This is a genomic window from Rhizobium sp. CSW-27 (assembly GCF_018760785.1).
GTDB lineage: Bacteria > Pseudomonadota > Alphaproteobacteria > Rhizobiales > Rhizobiaceae > Neorhizobium.
On the sequence record NZ_JAHHZO010000009.1, the window covers coordinates 60,226 to 76,462 of the forward strand.

13 protein-coding genes are annotated in these 16,237 nt (G+C 63.3%); 8 read left to right on the forward strand and 5 right to left on the reverse strand.

Going from position 1 to position 16,237, the window contains the following annotated elements; translation table 11 throughout:
• Window positions 1-18 precede the first annotated feature (18 nt).
• The gene (kdgR, locus tag KLP42_RS17380; RefSeq protein ID WP_215568218.1) at window positions 19-825 is read right to left on the reverse strand and encodes a DNA-binding transcriptional regulator KdgR; all 807 of its coding nucleotides are present in this window, start codon (window positions 823-825) and stop codon (window positions 19-21) included.
• A 189-nt stretch (window positions 826-1,014) separates the two neighbouring features.
• Between kdgR and bglB the strand changes: the two genes are divergently transcribed.
• From bglB to KLP42_RS17400, 4 genes are all read left to right on the forward strand, one after another.
• Window positions 1,015-2,133 (forward strand): beta-galactosidase BglB, encoded by a 1,119-nt coding sequence (bglB, locus tag KLP42_RS17385; RefSeq protein ID WP_215568219.1) that lies wholly within the window; start codon window positions 1,015-1,017, stop codon window positions 2,131-2,133.
• Window positions 2,134-2,257: 124 nt separating this feature from the next.
• On the forward strand, window positions 2,258-3,538 hold the full coding sequence (locus KLP42_RS17390) for an ABC transporter substrate-binding protein (RefSeq protein WP_215568220.1): 1,281 nt from the start codon (window positions 2,258-2,260) through the stop codon (window positions 3,536-3,538).
• A 268-nt stretch (window positions 3,539-3,806) separates the two neighbouring features.
• Window positions 3,807-4,829, forward strand: coding sequence for a Gfo/Idh/MocA family protein (locus tag KLP42_RS17395; protein WP_215568221.1), 1,023 nt, complete (start codon window positions 3,807-3,809; stop codon window positions 4,827-4,829).
• Window positions 4,826-5,896, forward strand: coding sequence for a Gfo/Idh/MocA family protein (locus tag KLP42_RS17400; protein WP_215568222.1), 1,071 nt, complete (start codon window positions 4,826-4,828; stop codon window positions 5,894-5,896). The genes KLP42_RS17395 and KLP42_RS17400 overlap by 4 nt, the downstream gene beginning before the upstream one ends.
• A gap of 34 nt (window positions 5,897-5,930) precedes the next feature.
• Here the strand turns inward: KLP42_RS17400 and repC are convergent, their stop codons facing one another.
• The 3 genes from repC to repA form a co-directional block, all read right to left on the reverse strand.
• Window positions 5,931-7,268 carry a plasmid replication protein RepC gene (gene repC / locus KLP42_RS17405; RefSeq protein WP_215568223.1) on the reverse strand — a complete coding sequence of 446 codons (1,338 nt, stop codon included), beginning with the start codon at window positions 7,266-7,268 and terminating at the stop codon, window positions 5,931-5,933.
• 161 nt (window positions 7,269-7,429) lie between these two features.
• Complete coding sequence (repB, locus tag KLP42_RS17410) at window positions 7,430-8,413, reverse strand: plasmid partitioning protein RepB (RefSeq protein WP_215568224.1); 984 nt, start codon at window positions 8,411-8,413, stop codon at window positions 7,430-7,432.
• A gap of 72 nt (window positions 8,414-8,485) precedes the next feature.
• Window positions 8,486-9,673: a plasmid partitioning protein RepA gene (gene repA / locus KLP42_RS17415; protein WP_215568225.1), complete on the reverse strand. Its 1,188-nt coding sequence runs from the start codon at window positions 9,671-9,673 to the stop codon at window positions 8,486-8,488.
• A gap of 598 nt (window positions 9,674-10,271) precedes the next feature.
• Here repA and KLP42_RS17420 point away from each other — a divergent pair.
• The 4 genes from KLP42_RS17420 (at window position 10,272) to KLP42_RS17435 (ending at window position 14,129) form a co-directional block, all read left to right on the forward strand.
• The gene (locus KLP42_RS17420; RefSeq protein ID WP_252193081.1) at window positions 10,272-11,240 is read left to right on the forward strand and encodes an ABC transporter substrate-binding protein; all 969 of its coding nucleotides are present in this window, start codon (window positions 10,272-10,274) and stop codon (window positions 11,238-11,240) included.
• Window positions 11,241-11,430: 190 nt separating this feature from the next.
• Complete coding sequence (locus tag KLP42_RS17425; protein ID WP_215568227.1) at window positions 11,431-12,258, forward strand: ABC transporter permease; 828 nt, start codon at window positions 11,431-11,433, stop codon at window positions 12,256-12,258.
• A 4-nt stretch (window positions 12,259-12,262) separates the two neighbouring features.
• Complete coding sequence (locus KLP42_RS17430) at window positions 12,263-13,051, forward strand: ABC transporter permease (RefSeq protein WP_215568228.1); 789 nt, start codon at window positions 12,263-12,265, stop codon at window positions 13,049-13,051.
• A gap of 7 nt (window positions 13,052-13,058) precedes the next feature.
• Window positions 13,059-14,129: an ABC transporter ATP-binding protein gene (locus KLP42_RS17435; RefSeq protein WP_215568229.1), complete on the forward strand. Its 1,071-nt coding sequence runs from the start codon at window positions 13,059-13,061 to the stop codon at window positions 14,127-14,129.
• Between the two features lie 96 nt (window positions 14,130-14,225).
• On the opposite strand, the gene KLP42_RS17440 is transcribed toward KLP42_RS17435, so the two are convergent.
• Window positions 14,226-16,097 carry an adenine deaminase gene (locus tag KLP42_RS17440; protein WP_215568230.1) on the reverse strand — a complete coding sequence of 624 codons (1,872 nt, stop codon included), beginning with the start codon at window positions 16,095-16,097 and terminating at the stop codon, window positions 14,226-14,228.
• Window positions 16,098-16,237 lie beyond the last annotated feature (140 nt).

Below are 16,237 nucleotides of genomic sequence, written 5' to 3' on the forward strand. Positions count from 1 at the left end.
CCCCCGGTTCACGGCGTCTCACGATGCCGGTTCGGCGATCCCGGCGGGACAGCCGAGAGCCTCCGAGACGGCCTTACCACAATCGGTCAGCAGGCGGACATAGTCAGCTTTGCGCGCCTCGTCGAAGCGCAGCAGCGGAAAGGAGATCGAAATCGCGGCAATCGGCCGTCGCAGGTGGTCGAATACGGGCACCGCCATGCAGCGCACCCCCGCCTCGCTTTCCTCCACCTCCTCCGCATAGCCGCGCGAGCGAACCTGTCGGAGCGCCTCGACCAGCACTGCGGGATCGGTGATGGTGCGCGGCGCACGACGCTCCAGAACCATGCCGGCAACCCGTTCCTGCACATCCTCCTCGTCACGAAAGGCAAGCAGCGCCTTGCCGAGCGCCGTGCTGTGCAGGGGATTGCGCAGGCCAAGCGTCGAGGTCATCGAAAGACTGAAGGCCGCGTCATATTTGTGAATGTACACGACCTTCTGCTCGCGGCTGTCCAGCACGCCGAGATTGATGGATTCGCCGGTGGCACGCGAGAGCTTGCCCATGGGGCCGTCGGCCGCCCTCAGCAGGTCGTCACGTTCGTGCAACGAACGGGCCGCGAGGCTGAACAGCCGCAGCGTCAGCCCGTATTTCTCCGTCTCGCCATCCTGTTCCACATAGCCGAGATCGACCATGGTCTGCAGCAGACGGTGCGCCGTGGTCTTCGAGGTCGCCGCCGTCTCCGCAAGCTCGGCGAGGCTGGAACGGCGCCCGCCGGCCAGCGCTTCCAGCACCGCAAAGACCTTGATGACGGCGGCCGCCTGCTCCGGCCGCGAGGGCGTTTCCGACATGAATCCATTCTTCTCATTTTTTCGGAACTGCATTCTGAAATTCCGCCCATCGCCTGTCAAGCAACCCTTGCCTGGCCAGCCAAAGCGGAAAGGGCGCGAGAATCCTCGTTGAAAAGCGTGGCGGAGTGTGATCTGCTGCTTTTTGGAACATCGTTCCGAAAATTTTTCAACTGGGGAGGAGTTGAAAGCATGCATCCGCTTCTGCGGCAGAGGTCGACCTTCATCGGCCGTGACGACGTCTGCGCCCTGATCGATCGCCTCGCCGACAATCTCATCCATATCGAGGACAAGACGGGCGAATTTCTCCTCAGGCTTGAGGATGGGCGCGTCATTGATACCAAGGGTTGGGCCGGCTGGGAATGGACCCATGGCATCGCGCTCTACGGCCTGCTGAAATACTGGCAGCAGACCGGCAATCAGACGGCGATGACCATCATCCGGGACTGGTTCGAGGCGCGTCTTGCCGAAGGCACACCGACCAAGAACGTCAACACCGTCGCCCCGTTCCTGACGCTTGCCCATCTCTACGAGATGAGCCCGGATCCGCGTTTCCTGCCCTATCTGGAAACCTGGGCCGAATGGGTAATGCACGAGATGCCGCGCACCCGCGAAGGCGGCCTTCAGCACATCGTCTACAACAGCGTGAACGACCAGCAGCTCTGGGACGACACGCTGATGATGAGCGTGATGCCGCTTGCCAAGATCGGCCTTTTGCTGAAGCGGCCGGAATTCGTCGCCGAAGCCAAGTACCAGTTCCTGGTGCACGCGCAATATCTGCTGGATACCCAGACCGGGCTGTGGTTCCACGGCTGGACCTTCGACGGCAATCACAACTTCGCCCGGGCCCGCTGGGCGCGCGGCAACAGCTGGATTACCATCGCCATCCCGGAATTCATCGAGCTTGTCGATCTGCCGGAGGGCGATCCGCTGCGCCGCCATCTGCTGTCGCTGTTCGGCCGTCAGGCCAGCGCGCTGCGCGAGCACCAGGACGGATCCGGCCTGTGGCACACGCTGATCGACGATCCGGGAAGCTATCTCGAAGCCTCGGCCACGGCAGGCTTTGCCTACGGCCTGATGAAGGGCGTGCGCAAACGTTACCTCGGCCCCGAATACCGGGAAACGGCAGAGCGGGCGATGAAGGGCGTCGTGGACAATATCAGCGCGGAGGGCGAACTGCTGCAGGTGTCGTTCGGGACGGCCATGGGCAGCGATCTCGATTTCTACCGGCAGATCCGGCGCACATCCATGCCCTACGGGCAGGCCATGGCCATGCTTTGCCTGACGGAATTGCTGCACAGCTACATCTAGCCTGCAGCAGACCACCGCCTAGGGGACCGGGAGGAGCCGTCTACCCCAGCCGCGGTGGCAGGAACATCAACGGGAGACGATCGGCTGCCGCAGGCAGGCCGGCTTTTCGAAGGAGGAGGACATCATGACCGACATCACAAGACGCGGGCTTCTGGGCACGATCGGCGCGGGGCTGGCCGCCGGAACCCTCAGCGCCCTGCCCGCCCGCGCCGCCACCCGCATCCGCCATTACTGGTGGGGCAATCCGGAGCGCGACAAGCGCACCTTCGCGGTGATCGACCTGTTCCAGAAGAAGCATCCCGGCATCGAGGTTTCCGGCGAAACCATCGGCTGGGGCGATTACTGGACGAAGATGGCCACCCAGACGGCCGGCCGCAACATGGCCGATCTGGTGCAGATGGATTATCGCTTCCTGTTCGAATATGTGCGCCGCGGCGCGATTCTGCCGCTCGATCCCTATATCGACAAGACGCTGATGATCGGTTCCTTCGACCAGGGTCCGCTGGCCGGCGGCAAGGTTGATGGCAAGCTCTATGCGCTCAACATCGGCTCAAACAGCCAGGTGATGGTCTACAACACCCGCGTCTTCAAGGAAGCCGGTGTCGATGCAGACATGATCAACTGGACCTGGGACGACTTCGCCAAGGCCTGCCAGACGATCACCGCCAAATCCGGCGGCAAGGTGAAAGGCTCCGACGACCTTTCGCTGATGATCGAGACCTTCGAATCCTGGGCGCGCCAGAACGGCCGCGAATTCTACGACAAGGATGGCAAGGTGGCCGCAACTGCCGAGGACGTCGCCAGCTACTGGCAGTTCTGGGCGGATCTGCGCAAGGCCGACGTTGTGCGCGGCAAGGACAAGACGGTCATTCTCGATGCACCGATTGCCGAATCCGGCATTGCGGTGGGCGATACGGCCATGTCGCATTTCTGGTCGAACCAGCTTGTCGGCATCCAGGCGGTCTCCAAGGATCAGATCGGCGCGGCCATGGTGCCGCACAAGAAGGGCGGGGCGCCCGGCCAGTTCATCAAGCCGTCAATGTTCATGTCGCTCTCGCGCGATGCGAAGGACCCCGCCGCCGCCATCACCTACATGAACGACTGGGTGAATGATCCGGAGATTACCCAGATCCTCGGCCTGGAACGCGGCATTCCCGCCTCCCCGAAAGTGCGCGAGGCGCTGGCGCCCAAGCTGACCCCCGTCGAGAAGCTGTCGGTCGACTATTTCAATGCGATCCAGAGCAAGGTCGGCCCGCTGCCCTTGCCAGCCCCCAAGGGTGCCGGCGAGGTGCGCGATGCCTTCATGCGCACCGGAACGGAAGTTGTGCTCGCCCGCATGGACGCCAAGGCGGCTGCCAAGAGCTTCATCGAGGATGCGCAGGCGATCATCGAACGCGCGCAGTAAGGGCGAAAGCCTTCGCTGCTGGCCGGCCACGGCCAGCAGCCCACATGTCCAGTCATCGACGTGATCGCCATGCCCTGCCCCGCCGTGCCTTCGTCCATCCCGCCGTCTCGTCGGTCGAAGGCTGCCTTCCGCTCATCAGAGACCGGAATTGCCTCCGCAGCACCCGCCCGGCTCGCCTGGCCTGCCGGCCGCACAAGGCCAGGCCGCCACGCCGATTGCCGCCCATTTTCCGCAACGTACAGCTTCCCCACGCAAGAAGGATATTTGGATGACGATTCCCCTTCGGATCGGCGTCATCGGCGTCGATCATAATCATATCTATGGCATGGTGAACGGGCTTCTCGCCGCAGGCGCAACGCTTGCCGGCTGGGCAACCGGCCCGGAAACGCCGGAGAAGACGATCCAGGTCTTTGCGGATTCCTATCCGCAGGCGCCGCGTCTCTCCGCCGAACAGATCCTCGAGGACGAGAGCATCGCAATGGTGCTGACGGCAGCCATCAACAGCGATCGCGCCGGCATCGCCATCCTTGCCATGCAGCACGGCAAGGATGTTCTGGTCGACAAGCCCGGCTGCACGACGCTGGAGCAACTTGCCGCCATCCGCCGCACGGTGGAAGAGACCGGGCGCCACTGGACCGTCTGCTTCTCCGAGCGTCTGACGGTCGAGAGCGTTACGCTGGCAGACCGTCTGGTCTCGCAAGGCCGCATCGGCAAGGTGGTCCAGACGGTGGGACTGGGGCCGCACCGGCGCAATACGGCGCTGCGCCCTGCCTGGTTCTGGGACCGTGCCCGGTTCGGCGGCATCCTGACGGATATCTGCGCGCATCAGTTCGACCAGTTCCTGCATTTCACCGGCTCGACCGAGGCCCGCGTCGTAACCGCCCATGTCGGCAATGTCGCCAATCCGGACCGGCCCGGTTTCCAGGATTTCGGCGAGGTTGTGCTCGAAGGCGATGGCGGGCGCGGCTATGCCCGCGTCGACTGGTTGACGCCCGACGGCCTTCCCACCTGGGGCGACGGACGCATGACGCTGCTCGGCACGGAAGGCTATATCGAGCTGCGCAAATATGTCGATATCGCCGGTCGCCCCGGCCAGGACCACGTCTTTCTCGTCGACGGCAAGGGGGTCGAGCACTTCCAGGCCGCAGGCGCCGGAACGCCCTTCTTCGCCCGCCTGATCGAGGATGTCGAAAACCGCAGCGAGACCGCCATGCCACAGGCCCACGCCTTTCTTGCCACCGAACTTGCCCTCACTGCCCAGATGATTGCCGAAAAGGATCTCCGCCCATGACCAGACGCATCCGAGTTGCCATCGCCGGGGCCGGCATCGGCAAGGCTCATATCACCGGCTATGCGCAACTGCCTGACCTCTATGATGTGCGCTATGTCTGCGATCTCAATCCGCAGCGTGCGCAAGAGGGAGCCCGCGAAGCGCCCGGCAGCCAGCCGATCGGCGATCTCGACGCCGTACTTGCCGACCCCGAGGTGGAACTGGTCGACCTGTGCCTGCCGCCCCTCCTCCATGCGCCGATGACGCTGAAGGCGCTGGCCGCCGGCAAGCATGTCGTCTGCGAAAAGCCGCTCGCCGGCTCAGTTGCCGATGTTCGCCGGGTGATCGCCGCCGCCAAAGCCGCGGGCCGCTCGGTCTTTCCGGTCTACCAGTATCGTTATGGTCCCGGCTATCGCGCCGCCCATGAACTGAAATCGCGCGGTCTGCTCGGCAAGCCCTATGCCCTGGCGCTCGAAACCCACTGGGACCGCGACTCGGTCTACTATGCCGAACGCTGGCGCGGCACCTGGAAGGGTGAACTCGGCGGGGCAATCGTCAGCCACGCCATCCATGCCCACAATCTGGTGACGCATTTGGCAGGCTCGATCACCGAGGTCGCCGCCTTCCTCGATACGCGCGTCAATCCGATCGAAACGGAGGACTGCGCAGCAATTGCAATGCGCACAGATCAGGGTGCGCTGGTCAGTTCCTCGATCACGCTTGGTGCTGCTGGCAGCACCTCGCGCTTCCGGGCCGTCTTCGAGCACGTCACCATGACATCCGGAACCGAGCCCTACCATGTGGGGGCTGGCCCCTGGACCTTCCAGGCCCGCGATCCCGCCCGCCAGTCGGACATCGACGCCGTGGTCAACGCCCTTGCGGAGGAAAGCTGGCGCTTTGCCGGACAGTTTGCCGATATCCACGCCCGGCTGACCGGCAGCAGTGAACGCTATCTGCCCTCCCCGGACGAAGCCCTGCATTCGATCGAACTGATCACGGCCATGTACCAGTCGGCCCGAGACGGAACGATCGTCCGCCTGCCGCTTCCTGCGGATCATTCGCTTATCGAAGGCTGGATCCCGGCCTGATCATCCGCCGCGGCAGTCGCTGTGCTGTCGCGGTCTATCCTGCCCTGCGGCCTTCACCGTCCCCTTGCGCGCGCAGAAGCGCCATCACCATCGGTGCAAGCGAGAATTCTCCCCGCCTTGCCCGCTGTGTCAGATTGCGCAGGTAACCGCCGGCCGAATTGATCTGCCCGGCCCGCTCCAGAATGCAGGCCATCACGATAGCCGCCGTCTCCGGTCCCAGCACCTCGCAGGCTTCCTGATAGGCCGAGGGACTGACGCCCAGCATCGAGCGTGTCACGACAGCAGCCGCCATCAGGTCGCGCCAGCCGAGAATCTCGCCCCCAGGCCCGTAGCAGAGGATTTGCGGGCAGGCCCGCAGCACCATGGGCAAGGGCAGGGGTTTGACACCACCGCCTGCGGCATTGCCCCCGCCGGCCGGTCGGCCCTGCCCGAGTTCGCGCACTGCCCGGACAGTCCCTTCAACCTCACCGGTTCCTGCCGGAGGTTCGGCCACTCGCGTCCCGCTACCTGCGGTACCGCCTTCGTCTGTGACGTCTGCCCTCCCGCCCTGCTTTTTTTCATAAGCAGGTTCAAGTTCATGGAAAGATTCGGTATTTGAATTCTGTATGTGGTAGCCACCTTGGACGGCATTGCTGTCTGTTTTTGCGAAATCTGCATGAATTTCCAGTCGGTTGATCACTTCCTCACGCAGCAGTTCGAATTCGTCGAGAAGATCCGGCAGTGTTTCGACCTCTGCCTTGCGCGGAAGACGGGCAACAAGCGCCACATACTGGCTTTCGACAAAGCTCCAGTCTCCCGGCAGGCCTTCCTCCATCGCCGCCGAAATCAGCTTGCGGATATCGCGACGGCAGATCGTCAGCCGTTCACGCATCTCGATGAGAGCCTTGCGCTCGGCTGCCACCGTTTGCGCCAAATGCGCGATTTCCTCCATGCGGGCGAGAAGGGGGGCAAGGTTGAAGCCGAAAGCCTGCTCGATCGCACCGCCCGCTTCCCGGCGCGCGTAGCGCTTGCCATTCGGGCTGTCTTTGCGATGGATCAGGCCGGCCTCCACCAGGGCTGCGAGATGACGACGCAACGTCGTTCCCGCAATGCCATGGGCACGCAGGCTGAGCTGTTCGTTGGAGGGAAAGACGATCAGTCCCTTGTCTTCGGAGAGTTCCGTCTCCGGATAGAAGCTGAGAAGCGCGTGCAGAACCGCAAGGCTGCGATCCTGCAGGCCAAGCTTTACGCGTGCTTCCGAGATATCGCGAAACACCTTCCATTTGTCCGCCACCTTGCCGGTGCGGATCTCCGCGGTCTGCATCTGCCCTTTCACCAGAGCAAGCGAAACCGCTCGCCGCCCGAAGGGCGTCGTGATTGCATGCGTCTCCATGTTCCTTCACCTCAAAAAGGCAAAAGAAAGCTGCCCGCCAAACAGACGGCGAAGACTTGACAGGGATTCGGGGAAATGCGATTCTCTAGTTGCTACACACGAGAAGGGCTTCCACGACCTCGGTCGCTTGGGGGCCTTTTTCTTTTACCGCTTCCGTCTCCTTACTGGCTCTCGCGCTCCTTGAACTCCTGGTACAGGCGCTCAAGGTTCTCCGAGAGATAACGTCCAAATTTCCCGGCATCCTTTGCCTTCAGCGAAAGCGAGAAGGATTTGCCGGTATTCTTGTATTCGGCGGTCAGCGCCTTGTCGTCCGCCTGCCAGGTGGAGGCCGAGACCGTGCCGGTCCGGCGCGGCGGCACCTTCGGCTTCTTCAGCTGCGACAGAACCCGCTCGAATCGCTGCTCCGAGGGCAGGGCGGAAAAACCTTCTTCCGCGATCATGGCCGTCGCACGCGCCACATTGTCCGGATGCTCGATGAGTTGCGCCAGTTCCAGCCAGCGATCGCGGCCGATGGCCTTGGCGGTGCCGATGGCGGCAACGACCCGTGACGGTACCCGGCCTGTAACCGACAGCATGCGCGTCAGCATCGGCGCATCGACAGACAGCGCCAGCTGGATGGTGCGGCGCTCATAGCCGAGATCCAGCAGTTGCTGGCCAAAAGTTGCCCGCTCGATGAAAGACAGGTTTTCGCGCGCGGAGTTTTCCTGCCCCTGCGCGATGACGTGATCGACATCGACGACGGGCTTCACCACGGCGCGAACCGGACGGGCGAGAAGGGCAGCCGCCCGCAGGCGACGATGACCGAAGACGACCTGATAGCGGCCCTCGGCTGCGGGATGAGGACGCACCAGGATCGGCGTGTCCTGCCCGCGCTCGCGGATCGCATCGACCAGTTCGGCAAAGGCCGCCTCGTCATCCTCCATGCGGTCGGAAACGAAGGAGGCGTCGACCAGCGCCGGATCGAGGTCGACCACGGCCTCACCCTGCAGGATCTGCTCGGCCTTGGCAGCCTTCTCGGCCAGTTCGCCAAGCGAATTGATCATCGAGCGCGAAGCGCCACGGGTGGCATAGCCGGGGGTAGCCTTGCGCTCCGGCCGCGGGCTTTCCGCACTGTTGATGTTGGCGAACACATCCTTACGCGCCATGACATCTCATCCACTTCATCTGCAAATCGTTGATCGACAACGATAAATTTCTCATTTGTACGGCTGACAACGTCACGCGCCGCGCCGTCCCCAGGCCTGCAGCATCAGATCCACCACCTCGGCATTGACGAGATCCATCGCCTCGCGCGCCCGGTCATAGGTGGCCGGCGTGAACAGCGAACGCTCTACCTCGTACAGCGTCTGCTTGGTCAGACCGGCATCGGACACGGCGGTTGACTTCAGCATGTGGTTCTTCATCATCTGCGGCGCGAACATGGACTGCATGAAGCCCACCATCTGCTGCTGCGGAATGTCCATCGGCTCGTAGCGCGTGATGAGGTAGCGGAACCAGTCGAGCGTGACGGTCACGCCGGCGCTCTCCACGCTCTTCAGGATATCTCCCAGCATCAGGAGGAACTGCGACATCGACATGATGTCGAGCATCTGCGGATGCACGGTGATCAGCACGGAGGTTGCCGCCGTCAGTGCCGTCAGCGTCAGATAGCCGAGCTGCGGAGGGCAATCGACGACGACGACGTCATAATCCTCCTCCACCTCGGCAAGGGCGGCGCCGATGCGCGTGTAGAACAGCTTGCCTTCGCTGGAATCCTTGCGCTGCATCGCCAGCGGCGTCTCGTATTCATATTCCTGCAATTCGAGATTGGCCGGCACGATGTCGAGGTTCGGGAAATTCGTGGGCTGAATGATTTCCTGCAGCGAGCGTCGCTGCTGGTCATAGCGCAGCGCCTCGTAGAAGGAGGGCTTCTCGTCCAGTTCCGGCTGAATGCCGTAGAGGGCGGTCATCGAGGCCTGCGGGTCGAGATCCACCGCAAGCGTGCGGAAGCCGCGCAGTGCCAGATACTGGGCAAGGTGGGCCGAGGTGGTCGTCTTGCCCGAACCGCCCTTGAAGTTGACGACGGCAATCACCTGCAGCTTCTCGCCCGGGCGACGATGGGGAACCCGGTCGAGCAGGGCGCGCAACTCGTTCATCTGGCCGGCAGTATAATAGCGCCGGCCGGTGGAGGTCACCGCCGGCTCGACACCCTTGCCTTGCAGATGCAGTTTTTTCAGATAGCTTTGCGAGACACCGACGAAATCGGCCACCTCCGCCAGCGAGAACTGGCGAAGCGTCTTTTGGGCATTTGGCGGAAACTTCTCGATGCGCAGCATGTCCAGCTTGGTCGAGATTTCGCTCCCCTGATCGAGGATCGTGTCGGCAAAACTGAGGACAGGCTCGCGCATCGGCTTAGTCACGTTCATTTTCCTGCTCGCCTCAAGTCACGATATTATGGCGATAAGCCACGAATTATCGTCACTCTGAGCCGATTCCATTTCTGACGCAAGACGAAGGCCCGCGGAATCGGGGGCAGCAGGCGGACTCGCACAGGAATCGGAGCCGGAATCAGGCCATTTCGCACTGATAGGCCCCGATGACGCTCCGCCAGACCGGCCGGCGACTGCGAATCGCTGCCTGATTCGGCAGAATCAGTTACAGCCGATTCGGCTTTCGGACACCAGCAGGGCCAGCAGCCACCATTGCGGCCCGAAGCATCTTTCACGCCGGAGGGCGAGGGGGAGACCCGTTGCCGACGCGATGCGTGCCGATCGATCACCCGACCCTGAAAGAGCTGCCTCTCGGGGACGGAACGGAATGAGTGCATGATAATTATGCATGCCTTCTTCTTGAGCTTGAAATTGCGATTGCCCCCGCTAAGATTGCGCCGCCGAGGGCAAGACAGCAACCGCGAGCCTTTTGGCTGACTCCCCCTTAGAAGGACACACGCACATGAGTGAAAAGACCCGCCTGCGCGCCTCGGCCCTGGCGTTCGGCGTCGCGCTGGCTGCCGCGACCTCTAGCATGGCTGAAGCCAAGACACTGACCATTTCCTGGTGGGGCTATAATGGCGACAAGCTGAACGCCAACATCATCGAACCCTTCAAGAAGATCTGCGGCTGCGACATCGTCTTCGAGACCGGCAACAATGCCGACCGCCTGAACAAGCTGAAGCTGCGCGGCGGCAAGGGCGTCGATGTCATCTATCTCACCGACAGCTATTCCCAGATCGGCATTGCCGAGGGCCTGTTCCAGAAGGTCGACGCGGCCAAGCTGACGAACCTTGCCGATCTCTATGACCTCGCCAAGGATCCGCAGGGCGGTTATGGCCCGGCCTACACCATCGGCCGTGTCGGCATCGTCTATGACTCCGCAAAGGTCAATCCGCCGATCAGCTCCTGGAACGATCTGTGGCGGGCAGACCTGACATCGGCGATCAGCCTGCCGGGCATCACCACAACGGCCGGCCCGATGGTCGTGCTGCAATCGGCCAAGCATGCCGGCGCGGATGCCTTCACCGATACCGACAAGGCGTTCGAAGCCATCGAGGCCCTGAAGCCGAACGTCGCCAAGAACTACAATACCGGTTCCGAGCTGGTGAACCTCATCTCCACCGGCGAGGCCAGGATCGCGATTGCGCAGGATTTCACCCTCGCCTCAATGAAGGCCGCGGTGCCGACCATGACCTGGGCCGCTCTCTCCGACGGCGACATCGCAACGCTGAACACGGTCAATATTCCGAAGGGATCGGAAAATGTCGACCTCGCCCATCAGTTCATCAATTTCATCCTGTCGAAGGATGTGCAGCAGCTGGAAGCGGAGCAGGGCGTTGATGCACCGGTCTCCACCAAGGTCGTTCTGACGCCGGAACAGGCAAAGCTGTGGACCTATGGCCCGGATATGATCGGCAAGCTGAACCGTCTCGACTACCAGAAGCTCAACGACGCCAAGACCGACTGGATCGACCGCTGGAACGAAGTGTTCAGCCGCTGATCCAGAAACGGAACCGCAAAACGCTGATGGCCGGCCCGGCAAAAGCCGGGCTGCCTGCTTGAATGACACGGGCAATTGCGCCATTGTGTCGCCACGGGCAGCCGGAACGCGCCCGCCACAGTTCATTCCACATTCCAATCAAGGCTGCATCCCTCCCAATCCGGTCCCGGATGAGCCGTCTGAGCAAGCGATGGTGAAACGTTTAACCCCCTGGATTCTCGCCGGACCGGCAAGCCTTCTGGTTCTTCTCCTGTTGATCCTGCCGGTCGGCGCGACGCTGCTGGCAACCTTTGCCGACGCGAAGGGCTGGGCAGCTCCCTATCTCGCCTTCTTCAACAGCGGCTTTCGTCGCACCGTGCTGTGGCGCACGGTGGAAATCTCGCTGATCACCACCGTGATCTCGGTCATTCTCGGCTTCATTGCCGCCTACGTGGTGGCGCAGATGCCGGGCCGGCTGAAAAGCATCATGATCATTGCCGCGGTGTTTCCGCTGCTGACCGGTGTTGTGGTGCGCTCTTTCGCCTGGCTGATCCTGCTTGGCAAGAACGGCATCCTCAACAGCGCGCTTCTGTCCCTGGGGCTGATCACGGAGCCGATCTCCATGCTCTACACCGAAGGCGCGGTGATCGCGGCCATGGTCTATCTCTTCGTGCCGCTGATGATCCTCACGCTTTCCGGCGTTCTCGAGGGCATTCCGAAGGATGTGCTGGAGGCAGCAAGCTCGCTCGGCGCCGCGCCCTTCGCGGTGTTTCGTCAGGTCATCCTGCCGCTTGCGATGCCCGGCCTGATCGTCGGCGCCGTGCTGGTCTTCACCGGCAGCTTCACCTCCTATGCAACGCCGCAGCTGCTCGGCGGCGAGCGGCAGATGATGATGGGAACCCTGCTTTACCAGCGCGCCATGGTGACCTTCGACTGGACCGGCGCCTCCACCGTTGCCGCGATCATGGTGGTGGTCACCATCGCGATCGTTCTCGTCATGACGCGGCTTGCACGCCGCCTGAACCCGATGGCGGCCTGACCCCATGCGCACCAGCCTGCATCCTGCCCTTACCATCACCGCCAGCCTGATCTTCGCGATCCTCGTGGCGCCGCTCTTCATCATCCTGGGCGCTTCCGTCAGCGATACCAGCTATCTCACCTTTCCGCCGCAGGGCATCACCCTGCGCTGGTTCACCAACATCTTCGAGATCAGCGCCTTCCGCACCACGGCAATCACCAGCCTGCAGATCGCCCTGCTCGGCACCGCGCTCGCCCTTCTGATCGGCATTCCCGCCGCCTATGCGCTGAACCGTTTCCGCATCCGCCTGCCGTCCTGGCTTGCCAATGTCTTCGTGCTGCCGATCCTGGTGCCGGAGATCGTGCTCGGCTTCTCGCTGCTGAAATCCGTCACCATCAGCCTCGGGCTTCCGGTGTTCATCGTGCTGCTGCTCGGCCATGCGCTGCTGGTGCTGCCCTATGCGGTGCGGGTGGTGGGGGCGAGCCTTGCGTCCTTCGATTTCTCGATCGAGGAGGCCGCCATCAGCCTGGGCTGCCCGCCGCTGAAAACCTTCTTCACCGTGGTGCTGCCCAATATCAGCGCCGGCGTGATTGCCGCCTTCATCCTCGCCTTCATCACCTCGATGAATGACGTCTCCGTCTCGCTGTTCCTGACAGGCCCCGGCATCTCCACGCTGCCGATCCAGATCCTTGCCCACATGGAACAGTTCTTCGATCCGACCATCGCTTCCGTGTCCGTGCTCCTGATGATTCTGACGGTCGGCGTGATGGCCATCGTCGAAGCCACCCTCGGCCTGACCTTCCTGACAAAGTGACCTGCCCGTGACCGTATCGCTGACCCTCGATTCCGTAACCGCCCATTATGGCTCCACCCAGGTCCTGAAGGATCTGTCGCTTGCCGTCGAGGCGGGCGAACTCGTCTCGCTGCTCGGCTCCTCCGGCTGCGGCAAGACCACGACGCTCCGGCTCGTTGCCGGCTTTCTCGAGCCCACCAGCGGCAGCATCCGGCTGGGCGAGCGGGACCTGACCCGCCTTCCCGCGCACCAGCGCAATATCGGCCTCGTCTTCCAGAACTATGCCCTCTTCCCGCATCTGTCCGTGCGCGACAACGTGGCCTTCGGCCTCAAGCAGCGCGGCCTTAGCGCAACCGAGCGCCTGAAGAAGGCGGACGCCATGCTGGAGCGGGTGGGGCTGGCAAGCTTTGCCGAGCGCATGCCGTCCGCCCTGTCCGGCGGGCAGAAACAGCGCGTGGCGCTCGCGCGCGCCCTCGTCATCGAACCGCCGCTCCTGATGTTCGACGAGCCGCTCTCCAACCTTGATGCCAAGCTGCGCATCGACATGCGCGTCGAGATCCGCCGGCTGCAGCGGGCAAACGGCACCACCTCCCTCTATGTGACGCACGACCAGGAGGAGGCCTTCTCGATTTCCGATCGGGTGGCAATCATGAATGCCGGCCGCATCATGCAGCTCGACCGGCCGGAAGTGCTCTATCAGCGCCCGGCCAACAGCTTCGTTGCCCGTTTCGTCGGCTTCGAGAACCTGATCCCGATGCAGGTGAGCGCACGCGACGGCGCCAACGTGACGGCCCGCACCGAAGCCGGTGCCGCACTGGCACTGTCGCAGGATGCCTTCGGCGCAATCCCGGATCGCTTCGTGCTCGCAGCCCGGCCCGACGGTCTGGCGGTCACGCGGGCAGGGGAGGGGACGCCGGCCGGCATTCCCGTCACGCTCGGCATCCGCACCTATCTCGGCCGCGCCTATCAGTACCAGTGCAGCACGCCGGGCGGCGATTATCTCGGCAACGGTCCGCTGAGCGAACCGCTGGAACCGGGCAGCGCGGCAGTCCTGGCGCCCGTGCCGGAACAATGCTGCATCCTGCCGCCGGAAGGCTGACACCGGGCCGTCGAACGCCCGTCCTTTTCATGATCGACAGGCCGTGCGCTTTTGCTCTCGATAGGAGCCCAAAGCGTACGGCCTCTTTTTCGCTTGTCAGAACACCACCGGCTGGACGGCACCGGTCTGCACGTTGACGAGACCCTGCGGCGCATAGTCGGATGGCGCCACCAGCACCCAGCGCCAGGGCGCGCAAGTCAGCGTGGCAAAGGCCAGCCTCTCGGGAAAGCCGGGGAACCAGCGCGGGCTGAAGGTCGGCTCGTACATCCAGTCGATCCTGTCGCCCTCGGCATAGAGCGCCTGCATTTCCTCATGCAGGGCTTGCGGATCGCGGCAGGTCATCAAGCCGGCCACCTCGTAGCGCACGGTGGCGACCACCTTGCCATCGCGCACCAATGCCCAGCCGCCATCGTTGTCGGCAATCGCATTGACGGCAAGCGCCATCGCCGCATCGGAGGAACCGACGCACCAGATATTGTGCTTGTCATGCGCCATGGAACAGGCAAGCGCGGTGTCGGGCGTGCGCGGACCGCAGCCGACCCAGAACATTTTCGAGACGGCAGCCTTGCCGGAAAAGCGATCGACCACCGAAAATTTGGTGATGTTGCGGCTGGCGTCCCGCTGCACCTGCCCCTCTTCCACCGGCAGTTCGTAAACGAGAAAATCATCCGCCCAGTGGAAGGGCCGCAGCACGGCGGCCTGCATCGTGGTCCGGCCAGGCTCGGCGGGAATGGCAAAGTCGGCGGCAACAAGCGGCCGGCCGATGTTCACCGTTTTCGTCGCCCAGTCCGGCCAGTCGATGCGCGGCACATCCGGCAGATAGCGCTTGCCCTCGGAGACCTGGCGGCCGTCGGCCCAAACCCTGGCGATCTCGAAACGCTCGACATTCGACAGAAGCACGATGTCGGCATAGCGGCCGGGCGCGATCGAGCCGACCCAGGGGGTGAGGCGCATGTGGCGCGCGGGGTTGATCGTTGCGCACTGGATGGCGATTTCGGGCGCAAGCCCTGCCTCGATGGCGAGCCGCACGTTGTAATCGGTGGCGCCGAGCTTCAGTGTATCGGAGGCGCTGCGGTCGTCGGTGGTAAAGGCGATCTGCGACCAGTCGGCCAATCCGCGTTCCAGCAATGCCTTGATCACCTCCGGCAGGCTGTGCGGCCGCAGCTCCATGAACAGGCCATGCGAGAGCTTGTCCCAGAACTCCTCGACGGTCCACGCCTCGTGATCGGAGGCGAGGCCGGCGGCGGCAAAGGCATTGATGGTCGGCAGGTCGCGAATGCCGGCCGCATGCCCCTCAACCACGCCGCGTTGCTCGAAGGTGGCGCGGATCATGCCCCAGAGACGCTCATAGGAGGGATTGTCGCGGTTCCACACCGCCGGCCAATCCATCACCTCGTCGAGGCCCGCCACCATCAGGCTCTGTTTCAGGAAGGCCTTCTGTTCGTCATAGCCGAGATATCCGCCGCCATGCTCATAGCCCGTGGGCGGCACGGCCGAGCCGGGCAGAGGGAAGATCTTCAGCGGCGAGCCCGCCTCGCGGGCCTTCAGCCAGAATTCCAGCGTCTTGCCGCCGTTGACATTGGAAAACTCGTGGCTTGCCTCGCAGGTCCAGGTATTGCCGCGCGGCAGCACCAGCGCCGCCTCCCATTCCGGCGTCAGATGCGAGCTTTCGATATGCTTGTGCACCTCGCCAAGTCCCGGCACCGCCGAAAGATCCGGCTCATGCACCCGAAGCTGCACCTCGCCCGGATAGCTGCCGGCCGGGCCGACATAGGCGATGCGCCGGTCCTTGATGACGATCTCCTGATCCTCGGCCCAGCAACGGGTCGCAACGTCCAGCAGCCGCCCGACGCGCAGCGCCACATCCGCCGGTTCCTTGCCGAGTGCAACAAGGGTGAGGTGCTGGCGAATGGAGATTTCGGTGGCGGCGTCGGGATTGATATCGACATTGACGGCGACAGGGCGCATGGCGACCTCTTCTTGCAGGGGAGGGAACAGGAAAACCGGGAGGAACGACGCGGATCATGCCGCCGGGGCCTTTGCTTCGGCATAGCCCCAGCCGTCCCGCGCTGCAACCGGCTTCCTGCATCCTGATGCGCGGCCCGGTC

What these genes read in the sequence shown, in the direction of transcription:
- kdgR (WP_215568218.1), bottom strand. Translation starts at nt 825, where the DNA reads ATGTCGGAAACGCCCTCGCGGCCGGAGCAGGCGGCCGCCGTCATCAAG.
- bglB (WP_215568219.1), top strand. Translation starts at nt 1,015, where the DNA reads ATGCATCCGCTTCTGCGGCAGAGGTCGACCTTCATCGGCCGTGACGAC.
- KLP42_RS17390 (WP_215568220.1), top strand. Translation starts at nt 2,258, where the DNA reads ATGACCGACATCACAAGACGCGGGCTTCTGGGCACGATCGGCGCGGGG.
- KLP42_RS17395 (WP_215568221.1), top strand. Translation starts at nt 3,807, where the DNA reads ATGACGATTCCCCTTCGGATCGGCGTCATCGGCGTCGATCATAATCAT.
- KLP42_RS17400 (WP_215568222.1), top strand. Translation starts at nt 4,826, where the DNA reads ATGACCAGACGCATCCGAGTTGCCATCGCCGGGGCCGGCATCGGCAAG.
- repC (WP_215568223.1), bottom strand. Translation starts at nt 7,268, where the DNA reads ATGGAGACGCATGCAATCACGACGCCCTTCGGGCGGCGAGCGGTTTCG.
- repB (WP_215568224.1), bottom strand. Translation starts at nt 8,413, where the DNA reads ATGGCGCGTAAGGATGTGTTCGCCAACATCAACAGTGCGGAAAGCCCG.
- repA (WP_215568225.1), bottom strand. Translation starts at nt 9,673, where the DNA reads ATGAACGTGACTAAGCCGATGCGCGAGCCTGTCCTCAGTTTTGCCGAC.
- KLP42_RS17420 (WP_252193081.1), top strand. Translation starts at nt 10,272, where the DNA reads ATGGCTGAAGCCAAGACACTGACCATTTCCTGGTGGGGCTATAATGGC.
- KLP42_RS17425 (WP_215568227.1), top strand. Translation starts at nt 11,431, where the DNA reads ATGGTGAAACGTTTAACCCCCTGGATTCTCGCCGGACCGGCAAGCCTT.
- KLP42_RS17430 (WP_215568228.1), top strand. Translation starts at nt 12,263, where the DNA reads ATGCGCACCAGCCTGCATCCTGCCCTTACCATCACCGCCAGCCTGATC.
- KLP42_RS17440 (WP_215568230.1), bottom strand. Translation starts at nt 16,097, where the DNA reads ATGCGCCCTGTCGCCGTCAATGTCGATATCAATCCCGACGCCGCCACC.